This is a genomic window from Streptomyces sp. HSG2, assembly GCF_016598575.1.
Classification (GTDB): Bacteria; Actinomycetota; Actinomycetes; order Streptomycetales; family Streptomycetaceae; genus Streptomyces.
The window spans coordinates 4,439,772-4,461,449 of sequence record NZ_CP066801.1; the positions used below are offsets into that span (position 1 = coordinate 4,439,772).

Annotated in this window: 24 protein-coding genes and 1 pseudogene; 15 read left to right on the top strand and 10 right to left on the bottom strand. The window is 72.3% G+C overall.

Going from position 1 to position 21,678, the window contains the following annotated elements; translation table 11 throughout:
- The first annotated feature begins 135 nt into the window (after positions 1 to 135).
- Together JEK78_RS19220 and JEK78_RS19225 are read left to right on the top strand one after the other, a co-directional pair.
- Complete coding sequence (locus JEK78_RS19220; RefSeq protein ID WP_200261375.1) at positions 136 to 2,430, top strand: molybdopterin oxidoreductase family protein; 2,295 nt, start codon at positions 136 to 138, stop codon at positions 2,428 to 2,430.
- 144 nt (positions 2,431 to 2,574) lie between these two features.
- Positions 2,575 to 3,228 carry a TetR/AcrR family transcriptional regulator gene (locus JEK78_RS19225; RefSeq protein WP_200261377.1) on the top strand — a complete coding sequence of 218 codons (654 nt, stop codon included), beginning with the start codon at positions 2,575 to 2,577 and terminating at the stop codon, positions 3,226 to 3,228.
- On the opposite strand, the gene JEK78_RS19230 is transcribed toward JEK78_RS19225, so the two are convergent.
- Positions 3,222 to 3,683: a MaoC family dehydratase gene (locus JEK78_RS19230; protein ID WP_200261379.1), complete on the bottom strand. Its 462-nt coding sequence runs from the start codon at positions 3,681 to 3,683 to the stop codon at positions 3,222 to 3,224. The genes JEK78_RS19225 and JEK78_RS19230 overlap by 7 nt on opposite strands.
- 156 nt (positions 3,684 to 3,839) lie before the next feature.
- Here JEK78_RS19230 and tnpA point away from each other — a divergent pair, with 156 nt between their 5' ends.
- The 3 genes and pseudogenes from tnpA to JEK78_RS23810 all read left to right on the top strand — a co-directional run bounded on the left by tnpA (position 3,840) and on the right by JEK78_RS23810 (position 4,735).
- On the top strand, positions 3,840 to 4,262 hold the full coding sequence (gene tnpA, locus JEK78_RS19235; protein WP_200264254.1) for an IS200/IS605 family transposase: 423 nt from the start codon (positions 3,840 to 3,842) through the stop codon (positions 4,260 to 4,262).
- Positions 4,259 to 4,531, top strand: a pseudogene (locus tag JEK78_RS23805) (RNA-guided endonuclease TnpB family protein); the annotation flags it as partial. The gene tnpA and the pseudogene JEK78_RS23805, both read left to right, overlap by 4 nt.
- Before the next feature lie 27 nt (positions 4,532 to 4,558).
- The gene (locus JEK78_RS23810; RefSeq protein WP_347341209.1) at positions 4,559 to 4,735 is read left to right on the top strand and encodes a zinc ribbon domain-containing protein; all 177 of its coding nucleotides are present in this window, start codon (positions 4,559 to 4,561) and stop codon (positions 4,733 to 4,735) included.
- A gap of 220 nt (positions 4,736 to 4,955) precedes the next feature.
- Here the strand turns inward: JEK78_RS23810 and JEK78_RS19245 are convergent, their stop codons facing one another.
- Positions 4,956 to 5,561: a hypothetical protein gene (locus JEK78_RS19245; protein WP_200261383.1), complete on the bottom strand. Its 606-nt coding sequence runs from the start codon at positions 5,559 to 5,561 to the stop codon at positions 4,956 to 4,958.
- Between the two features lie 230 nt (positions 5,562 to 5,791).
- On the opposite strand from JEK78_RS19245, the gene JEK78_RS19250 reads away from it, so the two are divergent.
- Positions 5,792 to 8,575, top strand: coding sequence for a penicillin acylase family protein (locus JEK78_RS19250; RefSeq protein ID WP_200261385.1), 2,784 nt, complete (start codon positions 5,792 to 5,794; stop codon positions 8,573 to 8,575).
- A 39-nt stretch (positions 8,576 to 8,614) separates the two neighbouring features.
- On the opposite strand, the gene JEK78_RS19255 is transcribed toward JEK78_RS19250, so the two are convergent.
- Positions 8,615 to 9,865, bottom strand: coding sequence for a DUF1343 domain-containing protein (locus JEK78_RS19255; RefSeq protein WP_200261386.1), 1,251 nt, complete (start codon positions 9,863 to 9,865; stop codon positions 8,615 to 8,617).
- 173 nt (positions 9,866 to 10,038) lie between these two features.
- On the opposite strand from JEK78_RS19255, the gene JEK78_RS19260 reads away from it, so the two are divergent.
- The 3 genes from JEK78_RS19260 (at position 10,039) to JEK78_RS19270 (ending at position 13,178) form a co-directional block, all read left to right on the top strand.
- Positions 10,039 to 10,803 (top strand): SDR family oxidoreductase, encoded by a 765-nt coding sequence (locus tag JEK78_RS19260; RefSeq protein WP_200261388.1) that lies wholly within the window; start codon positions 10,039 to 10,041, stop codon positions 10,801 to 10,803.
- Complete coding sequence (locus tag JEK78_RS19265) at positions 10,800 to 12,464, top strand: AMP-binding protein (RefSeq protein ID WP_200261390.1); 1,665 nt, start codon at positions 10,800 to 10,802, stop codon at positions 12,462 to 12,464. Before JEK78_RS19260 ends, JEK78_RS19265 begins: the two co-directional genes overlap by 4 nt.
- Positions 12,465 to 12,584: 120 nt before the next feature.
- Complete coding sequence (locus JEK78_RS19270) at positions 12,585 to 13,178, top strand: TetR/AcrR family transcriptional regulator (protein ID WP_200261392.1); 594 nt, start codon at positions 12,585 to 12,587, stop codon at positions 13,176 to 13,178.
- Between the two features lie 45 nt (positions 13,179 to 13,223).
- Here JEK78_RS19270 and JEK78_RS19275 read toward each other — a convergent pair whose 3' ends face one another.
- From JEK78_RS19275 to JEK78_RS19295, 5 genes are all read right to left on the bottom strand, one after another.
- On the bottom strand, positions 13,224 to 14,438 hold the full coding sequence (locus JEK78_RS19275; RefSeq protein WP_200261394.1) for an acyl-CoA dehydrogenase family protein: 1,215 nt from the start codon (positions 14,436 to 14,438) through the stop codon (positions 13,224 to 13,226).
- Between the two features lie 5 nt (positions 14,439 to 14,443).
- A complete protein-coding gene (locus JEK78_RS19280; protein WP_200261396.1) occupies positions 14,444 to 15,478 on the bottom strand; it encodes a phosphotransferase family protein in 1,035 nt (344 codons plus the stop codon).
- Positions 15,479 to 15,705: 227 nt separating this feature from the next.
- Positions 15,706 to 16,053, bottom strand: a complete 348-nt coding sequence (locus JEK78_RS19285; protein ID WP_347341210.1) for a DUF202 domain-containing protein — start codon at positions 16,051 to 16,053, stop codon at positions 15,706 to 15,708.
- Complete coding sequence (locus JEK78_RS19290) at positions 16,050 to 16,442, bottom strand: DUF202 domain-containing protein (protein WP_200261398.1); 393 nt, start codon at positions 16,440 to 16,442, stop codon at positions 16,050 to 16,052. The genes JEK78_RS19285 and JEK78_RS19290 overlap by 4 nt, the downstream gene beginning before the upstream one ends.
- On the bottom strand, positions 16,439 to 16,954 hold the full coding sequence (locus tag JEK78_RS19295) for an NUDIX domain-containing protein (RefSeq protein ID WP_200261400.1): 516 nt from the start codon (positions 16,952 to 16,954) through the stop codon (positions 16,439 to 16,441). The genes JEK78_RS19290 and JEK78_RS19295 overlap by 4 nt, the downstream gene beginning before the upstream one ends.
- A gap of 240 nt (positions 16,955 to 17,194) precedes the next feature.
- On the opposite strand from JEK78_RS19295, the gene JEK78_RS19300 reads away from it, so the two are divergent.
- Positions 17,195 to 17,557 (top strand): hypothetical protein, encoded by a 363-nt coding sequence (locus tag JEK78_RS19300; RefSeq protein ID WP_200261402.1) that lies wholly within the window; start codon positions 17,195 to 17,197, stop codon positions 17,555 to 17,557.
- A 96-nt stretch (positions 17,558 to 17,653) separates the two neighbouring features.
- On the opposite strand, the gene JEK78_RS19305 is transcribed toward JEK78_RS19300, so the two are convergent.
- On the bottom strand, positions 17,654 to 17,842 hold the full coding sequence (locus JEK78_RS19305; protein ID WP_242483431.1) for a helix-turn-helix transcriptional regulator: 189 nt from the start codon (positions 17,840 to 17,842) through the stop codon (positions 17,654 to 17,656).
- On the opposite strand from JEK78_RS19305, the gene JEK78_RS23495 reads away from it, so the two are divergent.
- Entirely contained in the window at positions 17,766 to 18,053 is a 288-nt protein-coding gene (locus JEK78_RS23495) for a hypothetical protein (protein ID WP_242483456.1), read from the top strand. The genes JEK78_RS19305 and JEK78_RS23495 overlap by 77 nt on opposite strands.
- On the top strand, positions 18,050 to 18,478 hold the full coding sequence (locus JEK78_RS23500; RefSeq protein ID WP_242483143.1) for a TauD/TfdA family dioxygenase: 429 nt from the start codon (positions 18,050 to 18,052) through the stop codon (positions 18,476 to 18,478). Before JEK78_RS23495 ends, JEK78_RS23500 begins: the two co-directional genes overlap by 4 nt.
- A 56-nt stretch (positions 18,479 to 18,534) precedes the next feature.
- Here JEK78_RS23500 and JEK78_RS23505 read toward each other — a convergent pair whose 3' ends face one another.
- Positions 18,535 to 18,762: a hypothetical protein gene (locus JEK78_RS23505; protein WP_242483144.1), complete on the bottom strand. Its 228-nt coding sequence runs from the start codon at positions 18,760 to 18,762 to the stop codon at positions 18,535 to 18,537.
- A gap of 123 nt (positions 18,763 to 18,885) precedes the next feature.
- Here JEK78_RS23505 and JEK78_RS23510 point away from each other — a divergent pair, with 123 nt between their 5' ends.
- From JEK78_RS23510 to JEK78_RS19320, 3 genes are read left to right on the top strand one after another with little or no spacing between them, the layout of a single operon-like run.
- Positions 18,886 to 19,059, top strand: a complete 174-nt coding sequence (locus JEK78_RS23510; RefSeq protein ID WP_242483145.1) for a TauD/TfdA family dioxygenase — start codon at positions 18,886 to 18,888, stop codon at positions 19,057 to 19,059.
- A 60-nt stretch (positions 19,060 to 19,119) separates the two neighbouring features.
- Positions 19,120 to 20,271, top strand: coding sequence for an AMP-binding protein (locus tag JEK78_RS19315; protein WP_200261404.1), 1,152 nt, complete (start codon positions 19,120 to 19,122; stop codon positions 20,269 to 20,271).
- A complete protein-coding gene (locus JEK78_RS19320; protein WP_200261406.1) occupies positions 20,268 to 21,668 on the top strand; it encodes an MFS transporter in 1,401 nt (466 codons plus the stop codon). The genes JEK78_RS19315 and JEK78_RS19320 overlap by 4 nt, the downstream gene beginning before the upstream one ends.
- Positions 21,669 to 21,678: the final 10 nt, after the last annotated feature.

Consider the following 21,678-nt stretch of genomic DNA (forward strand, 5'->3'; position numbering starts at 1 on the left):
GGGGCCGCGGCGGCCTCGGCGCCCGCGCCCTCCGGGCGCCGTGAGGCCCCCTCCCGGGGCACGGGGGCTCCCGCCCGTGCCTACCGGTCGGTATCGTCCGTCGCGACCGCGCGCCACCGCCCCTCGGGAGGACCCGTGACCCGCACCGCCCCCCGCATCTGTCCCCTGTGCGAGGCCACCTGCGGCCTCACGCTGACGATCGACGGCACCCGGGTCACCGGCGCTCGCGGAGACCGTGAGGACGTCTTCAGCAAGGGTTTCCTCTGTCCCAAGGGCGCCGCCTTCGGACAACTCGACGGTGATCCGAACCGGTTGCGCGCCCCCTTGGTCCGCCGCGACGGCGTGCTCCGGGAGGCGTCCTGGGAGGAGGCGTTCGACGCCGTCGCCGCCGGGCTCTCGCCGATCGTCGAACGCCGCGGCCCGCACGCGGTCGGTCTCGTACTCGGCAACCCCAACGCGCACACCGTGGCCGGGGCGCTCTACCCGCCCCTCCTGCTCCGCGCTCTCGGCACTCGCGGGCTGTTCACCGCGTCCACGGTCGACCAGATGCCCAAGCACGTCTCCAGCGGACTGCTGTTCGGAGATCCCCAGGCCATCGCGGTTCCCGACCTGGACCGCACCGACCACCTCCTGCTGATCGGCGCCAACCCACTGGATTCCAACGGCAGTCTGTGCACCGCTCCCGATTTCCCCGGGCGGTTGCGGGCACTCAAGGCCCGGGGCGGGACCCTGACGGTGATCGACCCCCGGCGGACCCGGACCGCGCGACTGGCCGACCGGCACGTGTCCGTCCGGCCGGGCACCGACGCACTGCTGCTCGCCGCCATGGCACACGTCCTCTTCCGGGAACGACGGGTGACCCTGGGCGCGCTCGCCCAACACGTCCAGGGCATCGACGAACTCCGCCACGCACTGACGGACTTCGCCCCCGAAGCCGTCGCCGACGCCTGCGAGGTGGCGGCCGACACGATCCGGGGGCTCGCCCGCGACCTCGCCGCCGCGCCCACCGCCGCCGTCTACGGGCGCATCGGCAGCAGCACGGTGGCCCACGGAACCCTCGCGAGCTGGCTCGTCGACATCCTCAACATCCTCACCGGCAACCTCGACCGACCCGGTGGTGCCCTCTTCCCGCAGGCCGCCACCGATCCGACCCCGCGTCCTGCCGGCCCCGGGCGGGGTTTCTCCCTCGGCCGCTGGCACTCCCGAGTCTCCCGACACCCCGAGGCCAAGGGCGAACTCCCGCTGGCCGCGTTGGCGGAGGAGATCGACACCCCCACCGGCGACGCCGAGCCCATCGGCGCCCTGATCTCCGTGGCCGCCAACCCCGTCCTCTCCGCTCCCGACGGCGACCGGCTCGACAAGGCGCTCGCCTCCCTCGCCTTCATGGTCGCGGTCGACCCCTATCTCAACGAGACCGCGCGCCACGCCCACGTGGTGCTGCCTCCTCCGCCGCCCGCGCAGAGCCCCCACCACGACTTCGCCTTCAACCGCTTCGCGGTGCGCCAACAGGTCCGCTACACACGTCCCGCCGTGCCCCTGTCGCCGGGGGCCATGGCGGAGAGCGAGATCCTGGCACGGCTCGTACTCGTCGCGAGCGGGAGGCACGGCGCCGACCCCGCCGCCGTGGACGACGAGGTGATCGCGTCGACCCTCGCCAAGGCCGTGGGCGACGCCCACTCGCCGGTGTACGGGCGCGACCCGGAACGACTCGCCGCGCGGCTCGGCGGCGCCGACGGACCCGAGCGGAGACTGGACATGATGCTGCGCCTCGGCCCCTGGGGCGACGGGTTCGGCGCGCGAGACGACGGACTGAACCTCGGCGTCCTCCTCGCCCACCCCCATGGCATCGACCTCGGCCCCCTCCACCCGCGACTGCCCCGCCCACTGAGGACACGCGGCGGCCGAGTGGAGCTGCTGCCGGGCCCGATCGCCGACGACCTGCCGCGGCTGCGCCAGGCGCTCGCCGGCCGGGAGGCGGGGTTGGTGTTGGTCGGCCGACGACACCTGCGCTCCAACAACAGTTGGATGCACAACGTCCCGGCCCTGACGGGAGGAAGCAACCGCTGCACCCTGCAGATCCACCCGGCCGACGCCGAGCGCCTGGGAGTGCGGGACGGCGCGCCGGTCAGGGTCGGCGCGGCGGGGGGCACCGTGACGCTGCCCGCCGAGATCACCCGGGACATTCGGCCCGGTGTCATCAGCGCGCCCCACGGCTGGGGCCACGACCGGCCGGGTACGCGGCTGGACCACGCGGCCGACGATCCGGGTGTCAACGTCAACCAGCTTCTCGACGGCACCTTGCTCGATCCGCTGTCGGGCACCGCCGTCCTCAACGGCGTGCCGGTGTGGGTGGCCCCCGCGGCGGAGCTCGTGGCGGGCGACGCCGCCCCGGACGGGGGCGGCGAGGCGACGGGCGTCCCGGGCGGCTGACGACCCCCTGGAGAGTCGGAGCCGAGGCCGGTGCGGAAACGCCTTCGGTGGGGGCCAGGGGCCCCGGCCGGAGCGGTCGACTAAGCGAGCGCTCAGTGGCGGCGGTATGGTGGAGCCTCTGTCTTCGAGAGGGGCGAGAGCGGGATGAGTGCGGCGCAGGAGACGGCCGACGAGGCCGACCCGTGGGGCGAGGTCACCCCGGACGCCGCCCGACGGCTGCTCGTCGCGGCGGTGGAGGCCTTCGCCGAGCGCGGCTACCACGCGACGACCACCCGCGACATCGCGGGCCGCGCGGGGATGAGCCCGGCGGCGCTCTACATCCACTACAAGACCAAGGAAGAGCTGCTCCACCGTATCAGTCGGATCGGCCACGACCGGGCGCTGGAGATCCTGCGGGCGGCGGCCGGGCGTGAGGGAGCGGCGAGCGAGCGACTGGCGGACGCCGTCGGCTCCTTCGTCCGCTGGCACGCCCTGCGGCGGACCACCGCCCGCGTCGTGCAGTACGAACTGGACGCCTTGGGGTCCGAGGCGCGCGCCGAGATCGTCGCGCTCCGACGGCGGTGCGACGCCGAGATCCTCGGCATCATCGAGGACGGCGTGGCCGCCGGGGAGTTCGCGGTGGCCGACCCGCGTGGCACCACCCTGGCCGTACTCTCGCTCTGTGTCGACGTGGCGCGTTGGTTCAACCCTGAAGGTCCCCGCAGCCCGGACGAGGTCGGCGCGCTCTACGCCGACCTCGTGCTGCGCATGGTGCGGGCCGAGTCCCCGGTGGCTGTCGGAGGCAGGGGGGTTCAGTAGTAGTAGCGGGACACCGACTCCGCGACGCACACCGGCTTGTCGCTCCCCTCGCGCTCCACCCGGAAGGCGAGGGTCACCTGGACCCCGCCGGGCACCTCCTCCACCGCCGAGAGCGTCCCCGTGGCGCGGAGTCGGGATCCGACCGGGACGGGGGAGGGGAAACGCACCTTGTTCGTGCCGTAGTTGACGCCCATCCGCACCCCCTCGACCGTGATCAGTTGCGGCCCGAACAGGGGCAACAGGGACAGGGTCAGATAGCCGTGCGCGATGGTGGTTCCGAAGGGGCCGTCGGCCGCCCGCTCCGGGTCCACGTGGATCCACTGGTGGTCACCCGTGGCGTCGGCGAACAGGTCGACGCGCTTCTGGTCGATCTCCAGCCAGTCGGTGTGGCCCAGTTGTTCTCCGACCGCCGCTCTCAGGGCTTCGGCGGACGTGAAGATCCTCGGCTCTGCCATCAGGGCCTAGCCAGGGGACGCCCCGCTTTGGCGGGGTGGGGAATGGTTTCCGAGCCCTGTTCTGACCTCGACTGTGCGCACGGATCTGCGCTGTTCACCTGAGCCCACCAATCTGCCGCACTAGACCTGCGGCGTGTGTATAGCGATCGCGTGACCATGACCAGGAAGGTTCGCCGATTCTCCGGCGGCGTGTACGACCTCGGGCTCCACATCGTGTGGTGCCCGAAGTACCGCCGTCCGGTTCTCGGTGGCCGGGTCGCGGAACGGCTGGACGAACTGATCCGGCAGAAGGCCACCGAGCGCGGGTGGGAGGTCATCGCCCTTGAGGTGATGCCCGACCACGTGCACCTGTTCGTGAAGCACGGCCCGAAGTCGTCGGCCTCATACGTGGCGAACCAGTTCAAGGGCTTCACGTCCCGCGTGCTGCGCGAGGAGTTCCCACACCTGAAGTCGCGGATGCCCACGCTGTGGTCGTCGTCGTACTTCACGGCCTCGGTCGGAGCGGTATCGGCGGCCACGGTCGAGAAGTACATCGACACCCAGTGGGAACGCCCGTGGAAGAAGGGGGACGGCTCGTGATCCGCGCGTACGAGTTCCTCCTGCGCCCCACGGCCCGTCAGACGGCCGCGCTCGGCGAGATGCTGCGCGACCACTGCTCCCCCTACAACGGCACCCTCCAGGAACGCCGGGACGCCTACAGGCACACCTCGAAGACGAGCATCGAGTACGGCGACCAGTCCGCCCAGCTCAAGGAGATCCGGGCATTCGACCCCGAGCGTCAGGGCCGCTGGTCGTTCTCCTCCCAGCAAGCCACCCTGTGCCGCCTCGACAAGGCATTCGCCGCGTTCCAGAGTGCCGGTCGCCTGGTGGTCGCAGTGAACGCGCGCAACACCTCCCGCACGTGCCCCGACTGCGGGCACGTCGCGAAGGAGAACCGCGCCACCCAAGCAAGGTTCCGGTGCACGGCGTGCGGGTTCGCGGCCAAAGCGGACCACGTCGGCGCGACAAACGTCCTCAACAGGGCCGGGCCGGCCCTCTGCGCGGCGGCCTAGCCACCGACACAGGAAGCCCGCGCGTCTACGCGTGGGTGGAGTCACGTACCGTTCTCCAATCCGAGCGGCTGTTCAGCATGGTCCTTCGGAATGCCGCTGTCAACGGTCGCACCCGGGTGGCGCACCCCGTCCCGGCGGGGCGCCGACCTCCGGGGCCCGAAGCGCGGGGCCCGGAGTCGATCGCGCCAGCCTGGGCAGAGGGCGGGTCGATCCGCCCGGCTCAGGCCGACAGCAGCACCGGTGCCCCGCGTCGGCCCGCCGTCGACGCCTCCGGGGTCAGCACCGGCCGCGGCACGAGGATCCCGCAACCCGTGCAGACCGGGCCCGACGAGGGTTCGTGGTCGAGGCCGTACCGCCACTCCAGTCGCTCGCTCCCGCATACCGGACACGCCGATCCCGGCTCGCGCTCCAGGGCGGTGATCAGCCGGCGCAGCACCTCGGCGAGGGGGTCGCGGGGGTGGTGAGCGGGGTCGTCGCACCAGGCCACGCCGAAACCGCCCCAGGTCAGCCGGTGCCAGTCCGCCGTACTCCCCGGCCTGCGCAGACCGTCGCGCTTCTCCTCGCGGCGCCGCGCGGCGAAGGCCGTCTCGTAGGCCAGCCACACCGAACGCGCCTGCTCCAACTCGTCCAGCGCGGCCACGAGCCGCGCCGGCTCCGGCGACCTGTCCTCCGGTCCGAACCCCCACCGGGAACTGAGGTGATCCCACGTCGCCCGGTGCCCGTAGGGGGCGAACCTCTCCAGGCACTTGCGCAGCGAGTACCGTCGCAGCGCCAGGTCGCACCGCGGATCGCGGACCTGTCTCGCCAGACTCCGGAAACCGGCCATCACCCTGCACCTCCGTCACACCTGCACCTGTAGTCCGGTCACTTCGGCGTCGCTGTACGGGTGGCGTACGGACGTCGCCGAGTAGACGTACGACCATGGAAATCGGCTCCACCCGATCTCCGACTGCCCCTCCCTCCGTCGCACAGGCCCCGAGAAGGCCGCGTCCCGCCCTTCCCACCCCGGCGTACCGGCGGTAACCTCCGGGCCCACCCACGTCTGGAGGAGCCGCTATGCCTCGGCGCACCCCACGCACCGCGCTCGACAGACTGAGAACTCCCCGCTTGTTCCCCGGGTTCCTGAAGGTCGCCTCGGCGGGCGCGTTATTGGCCGGCCTGCTGTCGCCGTTCGCCCCCGCGGCGGCGGCCGAGCCAGAGTCACCGAAGTCCGCCGCCGCGGCCGTCGTCGATCACTGCGGCGACCAGTGCCACGACATCCTGCCGCCGGGTCAGAACGGCAACGCCACCCTGGTGCAGATCCTGCTGCACCAGGCGTTCGGCACCCGGCCTTCGCACTCCGACGACCAACTGGGCCCCTACGCCGACCTGGCCACCCGATACGGGTCGCTCACCGACGACGCGATCGACGACTTCTTCCGCGACGCCTCCTTCGGCGTCCCCGCCGACCAGGTGGCCTCCACCATCCGGCCCGCCGGCCGGAGCGACGTGACCATCGTCCGGGACAAGGCGACCGGCGTCCCCCACATCACCGGGACCACCCGCTACGGGACCGAGTTCGGCGCCGGCTACGCCGCCGCCCAGGATCGCCTGTGGCTGATGGACCTCTTCCGCAGGGTGGGGCGCGGCCAGTTGACGCCGTTCGCCGGAGGCGCCTCCGGGAACCAGGCGATGGAACAGCAGTTCTGGCGCCAGGCGCCCTACACGGAGCGGGAACTCCAGGAACAGATCGACAACGCCCTGGCCCGCGCCGGTTCCCGGGGCGAGCAGGCCCTCGCCGACGTCGAGGCCTACCTCGACGGCATCAACTCCTACATCGACACCGCCGACCGGTGGCGCTTCTTCCCCGGGGAGTACGTGCTCACCGGGCACAAGAACGCCCTGACCAACTCCGGCACCATCGAGCACTTCGACTCCACCGACCTGGTCGCGCTGGCCTCGGTGGTCGGCGCCCTCTTCGGCGCGGGCGGCGGCGGCGAGGTCTCCAACGCCCTCTCGCTCCTGGCGGCGCAGGAGAAGTACGGCGTCACCGAGGGCACCCGGGTGTGGGAGTCCTTCCGGCAGCGCAACGACCCGGAGGCCGTGCTCACCCAGCGGAACGGCAGCTTCCCCTACTTGCCGCGACCCGACGACCCGCGGGGCACCGCCCTGCCCGACCCGGGGTCGGTGGTCGGCGAACCGCTGGTCCACGACCGCACCGGCAGTGCCGCCACGGCCGCCGCCACCAAGGCCTCCGAGGAGGCGACCGAGGCCGCGCTCACTTCCGCACGGACCGGCATGTCCAACGCCCTGGTGGTCGGTGGCGACCACACCGCCGGCGGCCATCCCATCGCGGTCTTCGGTCCGCAGACCGGCTACTTCGCCCCGCAGCTGCTCATGCTCCAGGAGATCCAGGGGCCCGGTATCAGCGCCCGGGGCGCCTCCTTCGCCGGGCTGAGCATGTACGTGCAACTCGGCCGCGGGCAGGACTACGCCTGGAGCGCCACCACCTCCGGCCAGGACGTCATCGACACCTACGCCGTGGAACTCTGCCAGGACGACTACCACTACCTGTACCGCGGCACCTGCACGCCCATGGAGAAGGTCGAGCGTCGGAACTCCTGGAAGCCGACCGTCGCCGACGGCACGAAGGCCGGCTCCTACACGATGCGGGTCTGGCGCACCGCCTACGGCCCCGTCCAGTACCGCGCCACTGTCGACGGCAAGAAGGTCGCCTACACCACGCTGCGCTCCTCCTTCCTCCACGAGGCCGACTCCATCATCGGTTTCCAGATGCTGAACGACCCGGACCACGTCACCGGTCCCGAGAGCTTCCAGAGTGCCACCCAGCACATCAACTACACCTTCAACTGGCTCTACGCCGACTCCGCGCACACCGCGTACTACAACAGCGGCGACAACCCGGTACGCGCCGAGGACGTCGACGCCGAGTTTCCGGTGTGGGCCGGTCCGGAGTTCGAGTGGAGGGGTTGGGACCCGGCGGACAACACGGCCGAGTACACCGCCCCCGACGCCCACCCGCAGTCGATCGACCAGGACTACTACATCTCCTGGAACAACAAGCAGGCGCGCGACTACACGACGGCGCCCTGGGGCAACGGCTCGGTGCACCGCGGCGATCTCCTGGACGACCGCGTCGCCGCGCTCGTCGAGGAGGGCGGCGTCACCCGGGCCGACCTGGTGAAGGCGATGGCCGAGGCCGGCGTGACCGACCTGCGTGCCGAGGCCGTCCTCCCGGGGCTGTTGGACGTGTTGGACGGAGCGGCGGACGCCGACCCGGTGGTCCGGGACGCCGTGGACAAGCTCACCGCCTGGGCCGCCTCCGGCGGCAAGCGAGCCGAGACGTCGCCCGGTTCGCGGACCTACGCGCACGCCGACGCCGTGCGTGTCATGGACGCCTGGTGGCCGACCCTGGTACGCGCCGTGTTCGAGCCCGGCCTCGGATCCGACCTCTACACCGCGTTCACCCGCAATCTCCGTGTCGACGAGTCCCCGGCGGGCAGCCACGACGGCAGCGCCTTCCAACACGGCTGGTGGAGCTACGTCGACAAGGACCTGCGGGCAGTGCGCGGCGAGTCGGTCGAAGGTCCTCTCGCCCGCCCCTTCTGCGGCGACGGAGACCTGGCGGCCTGCCGCGACGTACTGATCACCACCCTGGCCGAGGCCGCCGGCAGGACGGCCGCACAGGTCTACCCCGGCGACGGAACCTGCCAGGCGGGTGACCAGTGGTGCGCCGACTCGATCCGCCATCAGGGACTGGGCGGTATCGGGCACGACGGGATCAGCTGGCAGAACCGCCCGACCTACCAGCAGGTGGTCGAATTCACCTCGCACCGATGACGCGCTCCCTCGGCTGACGAGAAGGGCACGCCCGCACGATCAGGGGTAGAGCAGGTACTGGCGGCGGACCTCGCGGAACGCCGCCAGTTCCGCCCGCCAGCCCGCCACCACCTCGTCGATCCCCGCTCCCGCGTCGATCGCCGTGCGCACCCACGTCGACCCGGTCAGCCTGTCGATCCAGTGGTCCGGACGCCAGGCGAAGTCGCCCCACACCCGCCGCGCGGTGACCAGCAGGCCGACGCCCGTGCGCACCGGGTCGAAGCGCTCCCGGTCGTGGACGTGGAGTTGCAACCCGCCCGCGGTCCGGTCGCGGTACTTGGAGAAGGCGGGCGTGAAGTACGCCTCCCGGAAACGCACGCCGGGCAACTCCAGGGCGTTGGCCGCCGTCGCCCAGCGCCCGTCGACGCCCTCGGCCCCCAGGAGTTCGAAGGGGCGGGTCGTGCCGCGTCCCTCGGACAGGTTCGTGCCCTCGAACAGGCAGGTTCCGGCGTACGCGAGGGCGGTCGCGGGGGTCGGCATGTTCGGGCTCGGCGGCACCCAGGGGAGCCCGGTGTCCGAGGGGAAGTCCCTCCGGCGCCAGCCGGACATCGGGACCGTCCGCAGCTCCGGCGGCTCGCCCAGGAACTCGCCCGCGAAGAGCAGCGCCAGTTCCGCGACGGTCATGCCGTGGACCTGGGGGATCGGTCGCCGTCCCACGAAGCTCGCGAACTGCGGGCGCAGGACCGGCCCGAGGGCGGCCCGCCCGGAGATCGGGTTGGGCCGGTCCAATACCACGAACCGTTTTCCGGCGAGCCCGGCGGCCTCCATGCAGTCGTACAGGGTCCAGATGTAGGTGTAGAAGCGCGCTCCGACGTCCTGGATGTCGAAGACGACGGTGTCGACGCCCGAGGCGGTGAAGATCTCGGCGAGGGCCGGCCCGCTCCGGCGGTAGGTGTCGTAGACCGGAAGCCCGGTCGCCGGATCCTCGAAGCGGCCCTCGGAGTCACCCGCCTGGGCGGTGCCGCGGAAGCCGTGCTCCGGACCGAACACCGCGACGAGGTCGGCCCGCTCGTCCGCGTTCAGGACGTCCACGATGTGGCGCAGCCGCGAGGTGACCCCGGTGTGGTTGGTGACCAGCCCGAACCGCTGCCCGTCGAGCAGGCGGTAGCCGTCGGCCGCCAGGAGGTCGAAACCGGTGCGCGCCCCCCCTCCGCTCGTGGTGCCCGCCGCCTCGCCCGCCGCGGCCACGGTCGCGGTGCCCGCCACGGCGGCCGTCGAGGCGGCGAGCAGGGTCCGTCGGGACGGCGTCAAGAGGTGACCTCCGGGATCGCGGTGCTGCCGGGAGCCCCCCGCCGCACGCTAGCGCCCCGCTGCCCGACATGGAACGAGGCGTGCCGCGGCCGACCCCTTCCACGGCACATACCGACTGGTTAGCCTGACCACCGCGGGGGAGAGCAGCGCCGGATCCGTGTCGAGGGAGACCGATGGTGACAAGCGTGCAGGACACCCGAGTCGTCGTCACCGGTGCGGGAGGAGGTATCGGAGCCGCGCTTGCCGGACGGTTCGCCGCGGGCGGCGCGCGTGTCGTGGTCAACGACGTGGACGCCGACCGTGCCGCGTCCGTGGCCGAGAAGATCGGCGGCGTGGCCGTTCCCGGCGACGCCGCCTCGATCGTGGAGGAGGCGCGTGCCGCGCTCGGCGGCGTGGTCGACGTCTACTGCGCCAACGCGGGCGTCGCGGAGAGCGGGTCCGAGGCGGCGGGCGAGGACGTCTGGGCCCGCTCCTGGGAAGTCAACGTCATGGCCCACGTCAGGGCGGCCGAGGCGCTGCTGCCGCAGTGGCTGGAGCGTGGTGCCGGGCGGTTCGTGTCCACCGTCTCCGCCGCCGGGCTGCTCGCCATGATCGGGGCCGCACCCTACAGCGTGACCAAGCACGGCGCCCTCGCCTTCGCCGAGTGGCTCTCCCTGACGTACCGACACCGGGGCGTGAAGGTCCACGCGGTCTGCCCGCAGGGCGTGCGCACCGACATGCTCGCCGCCACCGGAAGCGCCGGGGAACTCGTGCTGGGACCCACCGCGATCGAGCCCGAGGAGGTGGTGGACGCCGTCTTCGACGGCATCGCGGCGGATCGCTTCCTGATCCTGCCGCACCCCGAGGTCGCCGGCTACTATCAGGCACGAGCCGCCGATCCCGAACGCTGGCTCACCGGCATGAATCGCCTCCAACGGGAATGGGAGGCGACCCGATGAACGCCGTCGGATATGCCGACCGTCCCTGGCGGCACCTGCTGACCGAGGCCCAGAAGGCGCCGGTCCGGCCCCGGGACTCCCTGGTGCACGCCCTGCGCGGGGCCGTCGTCGAGGCCCCCGACCGCCCCTTCCTCGCCTACTTCGACGGTCGACTCACCTACCGGCAGGTGGACGAGCTCAGCGACGGCGTCGCCGGCCACCTCGCCGGGCGGGGGCTGGAGCCGGGCGACCGGATAGCGGTGCTCCTCCAGAACTCGCCCCACTTCGTGCTGGCGGTGCTCGGAGCCTGGAAGGCCGGAGCCGTCGTGGTGCCGGTCAACCCGATGTACAAGTCCGGCGAGGTGGGGCACGTCCTCCGGGACTCCGGGGCCGTCGCGCTGATCTGCTCCGACCGGGCCTGGGACCCCTCCCTGCGGCGTACGGCCGCCGAATCGTCGGTACGGATCGTGCTCACCGCCTGCGAGCTGGACTTCCAGTCCCGAGGCGACACCCGGGTGCTGACCTTCCGACGAACGCCCCCGGCCGAGGACGCCGAGGACCTCGTCGCCGCGGCGCGCACCGGGCACCGCCCCTCCCCGCACGCCGCGCCGTCCCCCGACGACATCGCGCTCATCAGCTACACCTCGGGCACCAGCGGGACCCCCAAGGGCGCCACCAACACCCACCGCAACGTCATGTACAACGTCGAACGCCAGCGCGTCGGTCTCGCCCTGCCCCCGGGGCCGGTCTACTACGCGCTCGCCCCCCTCTTCCACATCACCGGTCTCGTCGCCCAGATGGGGGGCTGTCTGAACAGTGTCGGCACGCTCGTGCTCACCTACCGCTTCGAGACCGGCGTGGTGCTCGACGCCTTCGTCGAGCACCGTCCGCACTTCACGGTCGGCCCTTCCACCGCGTACATGGCGCTGGCCGCCCACCCGGCGGTGACCCGGGACCACTTCGACTCCTTCGTCGTGGTCTCCTCCGGAGGCGCGCCGCTGCCGCCCACCCTCGTGGACGGGTTCCGTGAGCGCTTCGGTCCCTACATCCACAACGGCTACGGGCTCACCGAGTCCACCGCGCCCATCGCTTCCGTCCCACCCCACCTCCGTGCCCCGGTGGACCCGGTCTCCGGGACGCTCGCGGTCGGCATACCCGGGCCGGACACCCTGGTGCGGATCCTCGACGAGGAAGGCGCCGAGGTGCCGTTCGGAGAGCGAGGGGAGATCGTCGCGAGCGGGCCCCAGGTGGTCCCCGGATACTGGAGGTGCCCGGAGGCGACCGAGCGGACCTTCCCCGGCGGCGAACTGCGCACCGGGGACATCGGCTTCATGGACCCGGAGGGCTGGCTCTACGTCGTCGACCGCAAGAAGGACATGATCAACGCTTCCGGGTTCAAGGTCTGGCCCAGAGAGGTCGAGGACGTCCTCTACACCCACCCGGCGGTGCGTGAGGCAGCCGTGGTGGGCGTACCCGACCCGTACCGGGGGGAGACCGTGAAGGCCTGCGTCAGTCTCCGGCCCGGAGCGGTCGTCGCCCCCGAGGAACTGGTCCGCCACTGCGAGGAGCGGTTGGCCGCGTACAAGTACCCGCGCCAGGTGGAGATCCTGCCCGAGTTGCCGAAGACGGCGAGTGGGAAGATTCTCCGTCGGGAACTGCGCTCGGCCTCCCGGCACGAGTAGGCGAGCGTGGGCCCGCCCGTGGCGCGCGCCCGGGGAGACCCGCGGCGCCCCGGCGGGGGCCGGGTCCGGGGTGTCACGGGCGACGGCGAGACCGAGCGAGACGAGAGGCAGGTGGCGACAGTGCCCCGGAACAGGGAAGGGGACGGCGCGCCGGTGCCGCGACGGCTGCTCGCCGCCGCCACCCGGCTCTTCGCCGAACAGGGCTACGACAGGACGTCGGTCCAGGAGATCGTCGAGGCGGCGGGGGTCACGAAGGGCGCGCTGTACCACTACTTCGGTTCCAAGGACGATCTGCTGCACGAGATCTACGCGCGAGTGCTGCGGGTCCAGCAGGAGCGCCTGGACGCCTTCGCGGACGCGGACGGCCCGATCGAGGACCGGCTCCGCGCGGCGGCGGCGGACGTCGTCGTCACGACGATCGAGAACCTCGACGACGCGTCGATCTTCTTCCGCTCCATGCACCACCTGAGCCCGGAGAAGAACAAGCAGGTACGGGTCGAGCGCCGGCGCTACCACGAGCGGTTCCGCGCCCTCGTGGAGGAGGGCCGGCGGGCCGGCGTCTTCTCCGGCGACACCCCGGCCGACTTGGTCGTGGACTACCACTTCGGGTCGGTCCACCACCTGTCCACCTGGTACCGCCCCGACGGCCCGCTCGGGCCGGAGCAGGTCGCGGCCCACCTCGCGGATCTGCTGATGCGGGCCCTGCGACCGTGACGCACCGGTCGCCGGCCGGGCTACCGGCCTGCGACCGGCGACGGGTCATCGGTACCGACGCAGCTCGCGCCGGGCCAGCGACCGCTGGTGCACCTCGTCGGGCCCATCGGCGATCATCAGGGTCCGCGCCCCCGCGTAGAGCTCGGCCAACGGCAGGTCCTGGCCGACACCGGCCGCGCCGTGGAGCTGGATGGCCCGGTCCAGGATGTCGACGACCGCGCGGGGCGTCGCGATCTTGATCGCCTGGATCTCGGTGTGGGCTCCCTTGTTGCCGACCGTGTCCATCAACCAGGCGGTCTTCAACACCAACAGGCGGAGCTGTTCCACCGTCACGCGGGCGTCCGCGATCCAGTTGTGGACGACACCCTGGCGGGCGAGTTCCTTGCCGAAGGCGGTCCGTGACACCGCCCGCTCGCACATCGCCTCGATCGCCCGCTCGGCCATGCCGATCAACCGCATGCAGTGGTGGATCCGCCCCGGACCGAGCCGCGCCTGGGCGATGCCGAAACCGCCGCCCTCCTCGCCGACGAGGTGCGACACCGGCACCCGGACGCGGTCGAACAGGACTTCCGCGTGCCCACCGTGCCAGTGGTCCTCGTAGCCGAAAACCCGCATCGCCCGACGGATGGTGACCCCGGGCGTGTCCCTGGGCACCAGGACCATCGACTGCTGACGGCGCGGGTCCGGAGCGTCGGGATCGGTCTTGCCCATCACCACGAAGACCTGGCAGTCCGGGCTCATCGCCCCGGAGATGTACCACTTGCGGCCGGTGAGGACGTACTCGTCCCCGTCCCGCTCGATCCGCGTGGTGATGTTCGTGGCGTCCGACGAGGCGACATCCGGTTCGGTCATCGCGAACGCCGAGCGGATCTCGCCCGCCAACAACGGCTCCAGCCACCGCTGCCGCTGCGTCTCGTCGCCGAACTGCGCCAAGAGCTCCATGTTGCCGGTGTCCGGTGCGGCGCAGTTCGTCGCCGTGGGCGCGAGCTGGGGGCTGCGCCCCATGATCTCGGCGAGCGGTGCGTACTGGAGGTTGGTCAGTCCGGCTCCGTGCTCGGCGTCGGGCAGGAAGAGGTTCCACAACCCCCGGCGGCGGGCCTCGGCCTTCAACTCCTCGACCACGGGCGGGTTTTCCCACGGCGAAGCGAGTGTCGCGCGCTGCTCGTGGGCCACCCGCTCGGCCGGGTGGACGTGCTCCGTCATGAAGTCCGTCAGCCTGCGGCGGAGTTCCTCGGTGCGCGCGTCGTATGCGAAGTCCATGCCGATCAGCCCTCCCGAAGGCCCGTGTGCAGCGTGGTCCGTCCCCGCTCGATGAAGAGCGGGACCAGACCGCCGATGTGCTCGAATCCGGCGCCGACCGTGCGCCCCAGCGTGTAGCGGTAGTGGATGCCCTCCAGGATCACCGCGAGCTTGAACCACGCGAAGGCCGTGTACCAGGCGACGCCCGAGACGTCGCGGCCCGAACGGGCCGCGTACCTCTCGATCAGCTCCCGTGGTGTGGGGTGGCCGGCGGCCCGTGCGGTGGTGGAGACGGGCGATCCGGGAACGTCCAGCGGCTCGCTGTACATGGCCAGCAGGCCGAGGTCGGTCAGCGGGTCGCCGAGGGTGGACATCTCCCAGTCCAACACCGCCGTGATCCGGTCGTTCCCGTCGATCAGCACGTTGTCGAGCCGATAGTCGCCGTGCACCACCGTCGGGGCGGGGGAGCGAGGCAGATCCCGGGCGAGTTCGGCGCGCAGCGCGTCGATCCCGGGCAGGTCGCGGTCGCCGGACGCCTCCAACTGCCGCCCCCAGCGGCGCAGCTGCCGATCCAGGAACCCCTCGGGGCGCCCGAAGTCGGCCAGGCCCGCACCGACCGGGTCCACCGAGTGCAGCTCGACGAGGGTGTCCACCAGTCGGAGCACGGCCTCCCTGGTGCGCTCGGGGCCCAGGGCGGCCAGCTGGTCGGCGCCGCGGAAGGGCGTGCCCTCGACGAACTCCATCACGTAGAAGGGGGCGCCGAGGACGCCCTCGTCCTCGCACAGCAGTACCGTGTCCGGGACCGGGACACCGGTGGGGCCCAGGGCGCTGATCACCCGGTGCTCGCGCCGCATGTCGTGGGCGGTGGCCAGCACATGGCCCAGTGGCGGCCGTCTGACGACCCATCGTGAACGCCCGTCGGTCACCGCGTAGGTGAGGTTCGACCGACCTCCCTCGATCAGGCGGGCGGACAGCGGCCCCCTCACGAGGCCGGGGCGTTCACGGTCGAGCAGACCGCGGAGCCGGTCGACGTCGAGTCCGGGCGGGTGGTCGGGGCTCATCGGCGCTCCCGCGGGCAGGGTGAGGACACGCGCTCATGATGCCGACCGGTCGGTACGTCGTCCAGTGGTGGAGCCCAACGTGATCCGCGCCACGCGTGTCGACGGGCCCCCGCGGCGCCTCGTCGTTCGATCCGACCCCGGGGGAGGGAACGACGGGCCGGCTCGCTTGGCGCCTCGCCCCGCGTCCGCTCGTCCACCGGCCCCGGGCGGGCCTCCCCATCCACGTGTCAGAGCAGTACCAGAAGGGCGCCGAAGAAGCCGAGCGACACCACGCACCACACCGCCGTCGAGGCCGCCGCGGGAGCCAGGGCGGAAGGACGCTCGCCGGCCGACAGGTCCCGGGTCCTGCCATGGGCCACGAGCAGAAGGGCCGAGCACGGCAAGGCGCAGAGCGCGAGGGCGACCAGGCCCGCCGCGGTGGCGCCGTCACGGACGGAGGCGCGGGCCGCCAGGACGCAGACCACGGCACAGGAGAGCGTGGTCCGCCGCCAGGCGAGACGGGTGCGTTCGGGCTGAAGACCCGGATCGCGGGTCCCCCGGGATCCGGGTCCGTCCTCGGCGGGCAGCCCGATCACCCGGCCCAACCGGCGACGACCACCAGTGCCATCGCCACCGCCAGCAAGGTGACGACGACGCCGAGCAGTGCGGGGAAGCGGGAAGCGGGAAGGTCCTCGCCCCGGCGCATGGCCAGTTCGCACCGGACCCAGTGGTGCACCGCGCGGAGGGAACACAGCGCCCCGGCGCCGAGCAGGGCCACGGCGAGTCCGACCCGCCAGCCGTGGCGCAGGTCCGGCAGGAACTGGTCGACGGCGAAACCGCCGCCGACGAGGGCCAGCGCCGTGCGCAGCCAGGCCAGGAAGGTGCGCTCGTTGGCCAGCGAGAACCGGTAGTCGGGTGTGGTGCCCACCCGCCGCACGTCCTCGGGGACGAACCACAGCCGAACGCTCCGGGCGAGTCGCGTCACCCGGCGGACTCCCGCACCCGCCGGTAGGCCTCCATCCCGTCCGGCACCCACTCCCGGTCCGTGATCCGGGCCTCCAACTCCTCCTCGGGCAGGAAGTCGTACCAGGCCACCTCCTCCACCTGTGGACGCACGGCGAGGTCGCACCTCACCGCGTAGACCGCCGACCACCAGGATGCCCCGGCGTCGTCCGCGTAGAGGAACGTGAACAGTCGGCGGGGCCGCGGAAGGCCGCTCACACCCAACTCCTCCTCCGCCTCGCGCAGGGCCGCGTCGTCGTAGGACTCGCCCGCCGCCACGACTCCGCCGACGAACGGGTCGTACAGGCAGGGGTAGATCGCCTTGGTCGCCGTGCGCCGGTGCACGAAGATCCGGCCCTCGGCGTCGCGGACCTGGACGAAGACGACCCGGTGGCGGAGCCCGCGCGCGTACGCCTCGCGCCGCGACGCCCGCCCCACCACCCGGTCTCGCTCGTCGACGATGTCGATGATCTCTTCAGCGCTCATGGCGGCCATTCTGCCGCTCGACCGGACGAATTCCCCGACTCCGTCGAACCGTTCCTCGGGTTGCCGGGGTCGACGCAAGGCGGGCACACAGAGCGCCGCGACCCGACTCAATCCTTACATGGAACCGAGCCTCCACTTCACCCGGGGCGGTTCAGGAGGGGGCTGCCCGAGAAGCCTGTTCAGGCCAGTACATAAAACGGCCACGCCCTTCGCTTGCCGGTGTGCGCAACGCTTGCCAACTGTCGAAGTATGCACCTCATTCATGTGCGCTTCCAGACACCGAACGGCTGCCGGCCGCCCGAGAACCTCGCCGCGCTCGTCCGCGCGCAGGCACGTCCCCCGGAGCGGGTCGAGCATGTCAGCGTCCACACCGCCGAGGACGACTCGCTGACGCTCGGCATGTTCGTGGCGGCCGATTCCGTCCTGGCCGCCGAGCCGGTCGCCATCAGCGTCGCACTCCGTGGGCTCGGGCGGGTCCCGGTGCTACGCGGTAGCCGGATCGCCGACTGTACGACCCCCCTCTCGGCGCCGTACGCGGCGATCGCCCACGACCTCCTGGACACCGCTGGCCGGTATATGCGATTGCCGGATCAGGACGTGACAGAGAGCTGACAACAACTCCTCCGAGCTGCGAGATTGTCTCTACCGGCAGGCGAGCGGCAGCGAGAGCCCGCCGACCGACCACCCAAGTGCCCTGACCTGTTCTCATCAACAAGGCCCTTTCATGTCCACTATGCGCGCTAATGTCACGACGTTCCTAGCGAGCAGCCGCAGGGTGTCCTGCCGGGGGCGCTCGACGCGGCCGTGCTCCAGGTCGCGGATGGTGCGTACGCTCAGCGCCGCGAAGTCGGCGAGCTGCTGCTGGGTGAGCCCGCCGCGTATCCGGTGGAATTGCAGGAGAGTTCCGAACGGGCCGGTCCGGGTTCCCACCCAGGTGCTGTACGGCGAGGACGACGCCGTGATCGAACCCGCGCTGGCCGAGCAGTGGGCGCGGTGCGTGACCGGAGATCTGCGGGTGGACCGGCTGCCCGGCGGTCACTTCTACACCCCCGAGAGCTGGGCCGCGCTGCCCGCACACTTCGACGCACCGAGGAAGACCCCGCGATGACGCTGGACCAGAACGTCTCCTGGGTGACGGAACCAGGCGCCCCGGTCACCGCCGTGTTCGACGGGGTATCCGACGGGGCGGCGGCGGCCGGACTCCTCGCCGCGCGCCGCGGCGACCTGCGTTCGGTACTGGACCGGCACGGTGCGCTGTTCCTGCGGGGCCTGCCGGTGCACACCGCGGAGGACTTCGCGCTCGTCCGGGACGCACTGTTCGCCGAGCGGGCCAAGTACCAGGAGAAGGCCACGCCGCGCAGCGACTTTGGTGACGATGTGTTCTCCTCCACCGACCTGCCGCCCGCGCAGTCCATCCGGATGCACAACGAGAACAGCTACACGCTGACGTTCCCCGGCACCCTGCTGTTCGGCTGCCTGACCGCGCCGGAGGAGGGCGGGGCGGTCGCGGATGTGCGCAAGGTGCTGTCGTGACTGCCGGCCGACCTGGCCGCCCGGTTCCGCGTGCACGGCTGGGCGCTGACCCGGAACTACGCGGAGCACATCTCCCTGGACTGGCGGACCGCCTTCGCGACCGACTCGTCGGCCGAGGTGGACCGGTACTGCGCAGAGAACGCCATCGAGACCGATTGGGGCGAGAGCGGCACGCTCCGCACCCGGCAGGTCCGCCCGGCGATCGTGCGGCGCCCGCGGACCGGTGAGGAGGCGTGGTTCAACCACGCGGCCTTCTGGAGCGAGTGGACGCTCGAACCCGACATCAGGGAGGTGCTGGTCGACGAGTTCGGCCGCGAGGGCCTGCCGTTCAACACGGCCCTCGGGGACGGCACCCCGCTCACCCCGCAGGAGGTGGCCCGCTCGACGACGCCTACGCCCAGGCGACGGTGCGCCGTGCCTGGCGCCCCGGTGACCTCCTGCTGGTCGACAACGTCCTCGCGGCCCATGGCCGCGATCCGTTCCGCGGAGCCCGCAAGATCGTGGTCGCCATGGGCGACCCGACCCCGCTGGCGGACTGCCGCCCCACCCCGCCGCTGCGCCTGCCAGCGACCACGTCCTGACCTCCCGAGAGGGCCGGCCGCCGAGCCCGTAGCCCGGCCACGACCGAAAGGATCCCCCCGATGCCAGCCTCGGCCGCCGCGGCTGCGGTCATACCGCCGCCGACCGAGCCCACCGGCCCCGCCCCCGACCTACTCCTGCGCTTCGAGGAGGCGGCCGCCCGCCATCCCCACCGCGAGGCGGTCGTGGCCCCGGACGGCGAGAGTCTCGACTTCGCCACCCTGGCCACCCGCGTCCGCACCCTGGCGGCGGCCCTACGCGGGGCCGGAATCCGGCCCGGCCAGCCGGTCGGTGTCGCCATCGGCCGCGGTCCCGCGCTGCTCACCGCCCTGCTGGCCGCCTGGCACGCCGGCGCCGCGTATGTCCCGCTGGACCCGGCTCAGCCGCAGGAGCGCCTGCACCACATGGTGACGGACGCCGGCATCACGGTCGTCGTCGCCGACCCCGCCGCCGGCGTCATCCCGCCCCCCGGTGTGCGCCTCCTCGACCCGGCGGCGACCGCGTCCAGCGGCGCAGACCACCGGCAGCCCTGGGTCCACGTCCCCGTCGGCGCCCCGGCCTACGTGATCTACACCTCCGGCTCCACCGGCCGCCCCAAGGGGGTCGAGCTCGGCGAGATCGAGGCCGTGCTGAGCGCCCATCCGGCGGTCGCCGCCGCAGTCGTCACGGTGCGCGCCGTGGCCGGATCGGCCGGTCACGGCAGCAGCCTGGCCGCGTACTGGGTCCCGGCGCCGGGCAGCGGGCAGGACCCCGAGCCGCTGCGGCAACACCTGGCGGCCAGCCTGCCGGACTATCTGACGCGGATGTCCCTCACCCCGCTGGACGCGCTGCCGCTGGCCGTCGGAGGCAAGGTCGACCGGGCGGCGCTGCCGGATCCAGGCGAGCAGCCCGACTCCGCCGGGGCCGCACCCGCGGGGGCCGGGCTCACCGGGACCCCCCTGCCCGGCGAGGGCCCGGAGCCCACCGGTGAAGTAGAGCCGCTGATCGCCGCGGCCTGGCAGGAGATCCTCGGCCGGGAACGCGTGCTGGCCACCGACGACTTCTTCGACCTGGGCGGGCACTCGCTGCTCGCGCTGCGCGTCGTCGCCAACCTCAAGAAGCACCTCGGCGTGGTCATTCCGACCCGTCTCGTCTACCAGCACCCCAAACTGCGCGACCTGGCCCTCACCGTCGCCGACCACGCGGGCCTGGCCCCGACCCAGGACGCTCGATGACCAGCGCCGCCCCCGTCGGCTCCGGAACCTCCCGGTCGACCCTCTACGGGCTGCTGTCCGCCTACACCCTCGCACTGTTCGGCACCCGGATCACCATGATCGCGCTGCCGTGGCTGGTGCTCACCACGTCCGGCAGCGCCACGCAGACCGGTCTGGTCGTCTTCGCCGAGGCGCTCCCGCTGGTGCTCGGCAAGGCGCTCGCCGGGCCGGTCATCGACCGGGTGGGGGCGCGCCGGTTCAGCGTCGCCGCCGATGTGCTGAGCGCGCTGGTCATCGTTCTGGTGCCGCTGTGCCACTGGCTCGACTACCTGCCGTACTGGCTGCTGTTGGTGCTCGCTGCCGGACTCGGCCTCGCACGCGGCCCCGGTGACGTGGCCAAGCGCACCCTGACGCCGCAGACCGCCGAGGCCGTCGGGATGCCGCTGGAGCGGGCCAGCGGCATGCTGGGCACGCTCGAACGGGTCGCGGGGACCGCGGGCCCTGCGGTGGGCGGCGCGTTCGTGGCGTTCGTCAACCCGGTCTGGGCGCTCGGCGTCAACGGCCTGACGTTTCTGGTGTCCGCGCTGATCATCGGCGTGACCGGCCCGCGGAAGCCGGCCCGCGCTGGCGGCGGGACCGGCCAGCGCGGGGAGCGGGGCGAGGGGCAGGGCGGGCCCGCCGCGGCGGACGGGCGCGAGGAGGCCGACGACGAGCCGTACCTCCAGCGTCTGCGCACCGGACTGCACTTCCTGCGGAAGGACCGGCTGCTGCGCTCCGTCGCCGTCATGCTCGCCGTCACCAACCTGATCGACGCCGCCTACGGCTCCCTGCTGATCCCCGTATGGGCGCGGGAGACGGGTGGCGGACCGGCCGCGATCGGCGCGCTGGGCTCCGCCTTCGGCATCGCCGCGATCGGCGGTTCGGCGCTCGCCACCGTGTTCGCGCACCGGCTGCGCCGCCGCCCCACCTACATCATCGCGTTTCTGCTGGCCGGTCCGCCCCGCTTCCTGGTCATGGCGTTCGACGTGCCGCTGTGGACGGTCCTCGCGGTGGGCGTGATCGACGGCCTGGCCATCGGCTTCGTCAACCCGATCCTGAACGCCGTGATGTTCGAGCGCGTCCCCCGGCCGCTGCTGGGCCGCGTCTTCTCCCTGACCGACTCCGCGGGTTCCGCCGGGGTCCCGCTCGGCCCGGTGCTCGCCGGTTTCCTGGTGACCTCGACCGGCCTGGCTCCGGTGCTGTTCGGCTGTGCCGCGCTCTATCTGTGTTCCACGGTCGTCCCGGCCCTGCGGCCGCACTGGAAGGCCCTGGACGAACGCCCGCCACAGCCCGACACGGCCGCGGCCGCGGCCGCCGGAAGCGATACCGGCGTGCCGGAGGCCCCGCGAACCGCCGCCGACCGGCAACCAGCCGACTGAACGGCCTACC

What these genes read in the sequence shown, in the direction of transcription:
- JEK78_RS19225 (WP_200261377.1), top strand. Translation starts at nt 2,575, where the DNA reads ATGAGTGCGGCGCAGGAGACGGCCGACGAGGCCGACCCGTGGGGCGAG.
- JEK78_RS19230 (WP_200261379.1), bottom strand. Translation starts at nt 3,683, where the DNA reads ATGGCAGAGCCGAGGATCTTCACGTCCGCCGAAGCCCTGAGAGCGGCG.
- tnpA (WP_200264254.1), top strand. Translation starts at nt 3,840, where the DNA reads ATGACCAGGAAGGTTCGCCGATTCTCCGGCGGCGTGTACGACCTCGGG.
- JEK78_RS19245 (WP_200261383.1), bottom strand. Translation starts at nt 5,561, where the DNA reads ATGGCCGGTTTCCGGAGTCTGGCGAGACAGGTCCGCGATCCGCGGTGC.
- JEK78_RS19250 (WP_200261385.1), top strand. Translation starts at nt 5,792, where the DNA reads ATGCCTCGGCGCACCCCACGCACCGCGCTCGACAGACTGAGAACTCCC.
- JEK78_RS19260 (WP_200261388.1), top strand. Translation starts at nt 10,039, where the DNA reads ATGGTGACAAGCGTGCAGGACACCCGAGTCGTCGTCACCGGTGCGGGA.
- JEK78_RS19265 (WP_200261390.1), top strand. Translation starts at nt 10,800, where the DNA reads ATGAACGCCGTCGGATATGCCGACCGTCCCTGGCGGCACCTGCTGACC.
- JEK78_RS19275 (WP_200261394.1), bottom strand. Translation starts at nt 14,438, where the DNA reads ATGGACTTCGCATACGACGCGCGCACCGAGGAACTCCGCCGCAGGCTG.
- JEK78_RS19280 (WP_200261396.1), bottom strand. Translation starts at nt 15,478, where the DNA reads ATGAGCCCCGACCACCCGCCCGGACTCGACGTCGACCGGCTCCGCGGT.
- JEK78_RS19295 (WP_200261400.1), bottom strand. Translation starts at nt 16,954, where the DNA reads ATGGCCGCCATGAGCGCTGAAGAGATCATCGACATCGTCGACGAGCGA.
- JEK78_RS19300 (WP_200261402.1), top strand. Translation starts at nt 17,195, where the DNA reads ATGCACCTCATTCATGTGCGCTTCCAGACACCGAACGGCTGCCGGCCG.
- JEK78_RS23495 (WP_242483456.1), top strand. Translation starts at nt 17,766, where the DNA reads ATGGTGCGTACGCTCAGCGCCGCGAAGTCGGCGAGCTGCTGCTGGGTG.
- JEK78_RS23500 (WP_242483143.1), top strand. Translation starts at nt 18,050, where the DNA reads ATGACGCTGGACCAGAACGTCTCCTGGGTGACGGAACCAGGCGCCCCG.
- JEK78_RS23505 (WP_242483144.1), bottom strand. Translation starts at nt 18,762, where the DNA reads ATGTCGGGTTCGAGCGTCCACTCGCTCCAGAAGGCCGCGTGGTTGAAC.
- JEK78_RS19315 (WP_200261404.1), top strand. Translation starts at nt 19,120, where the DNA reads ATGCCAGCCTCGGCCGCCGCGGCTGCGGTCATACCGCCGCCGACCGAG.
- JEK78_RS19320 (WP_200261406.1), top strand. Translation starts at nt 20,268, where the DNA reads ATGACCAGCGCCGCCCCCGTCGGCTCCGGAACCTCCCGGTCGACCCTC.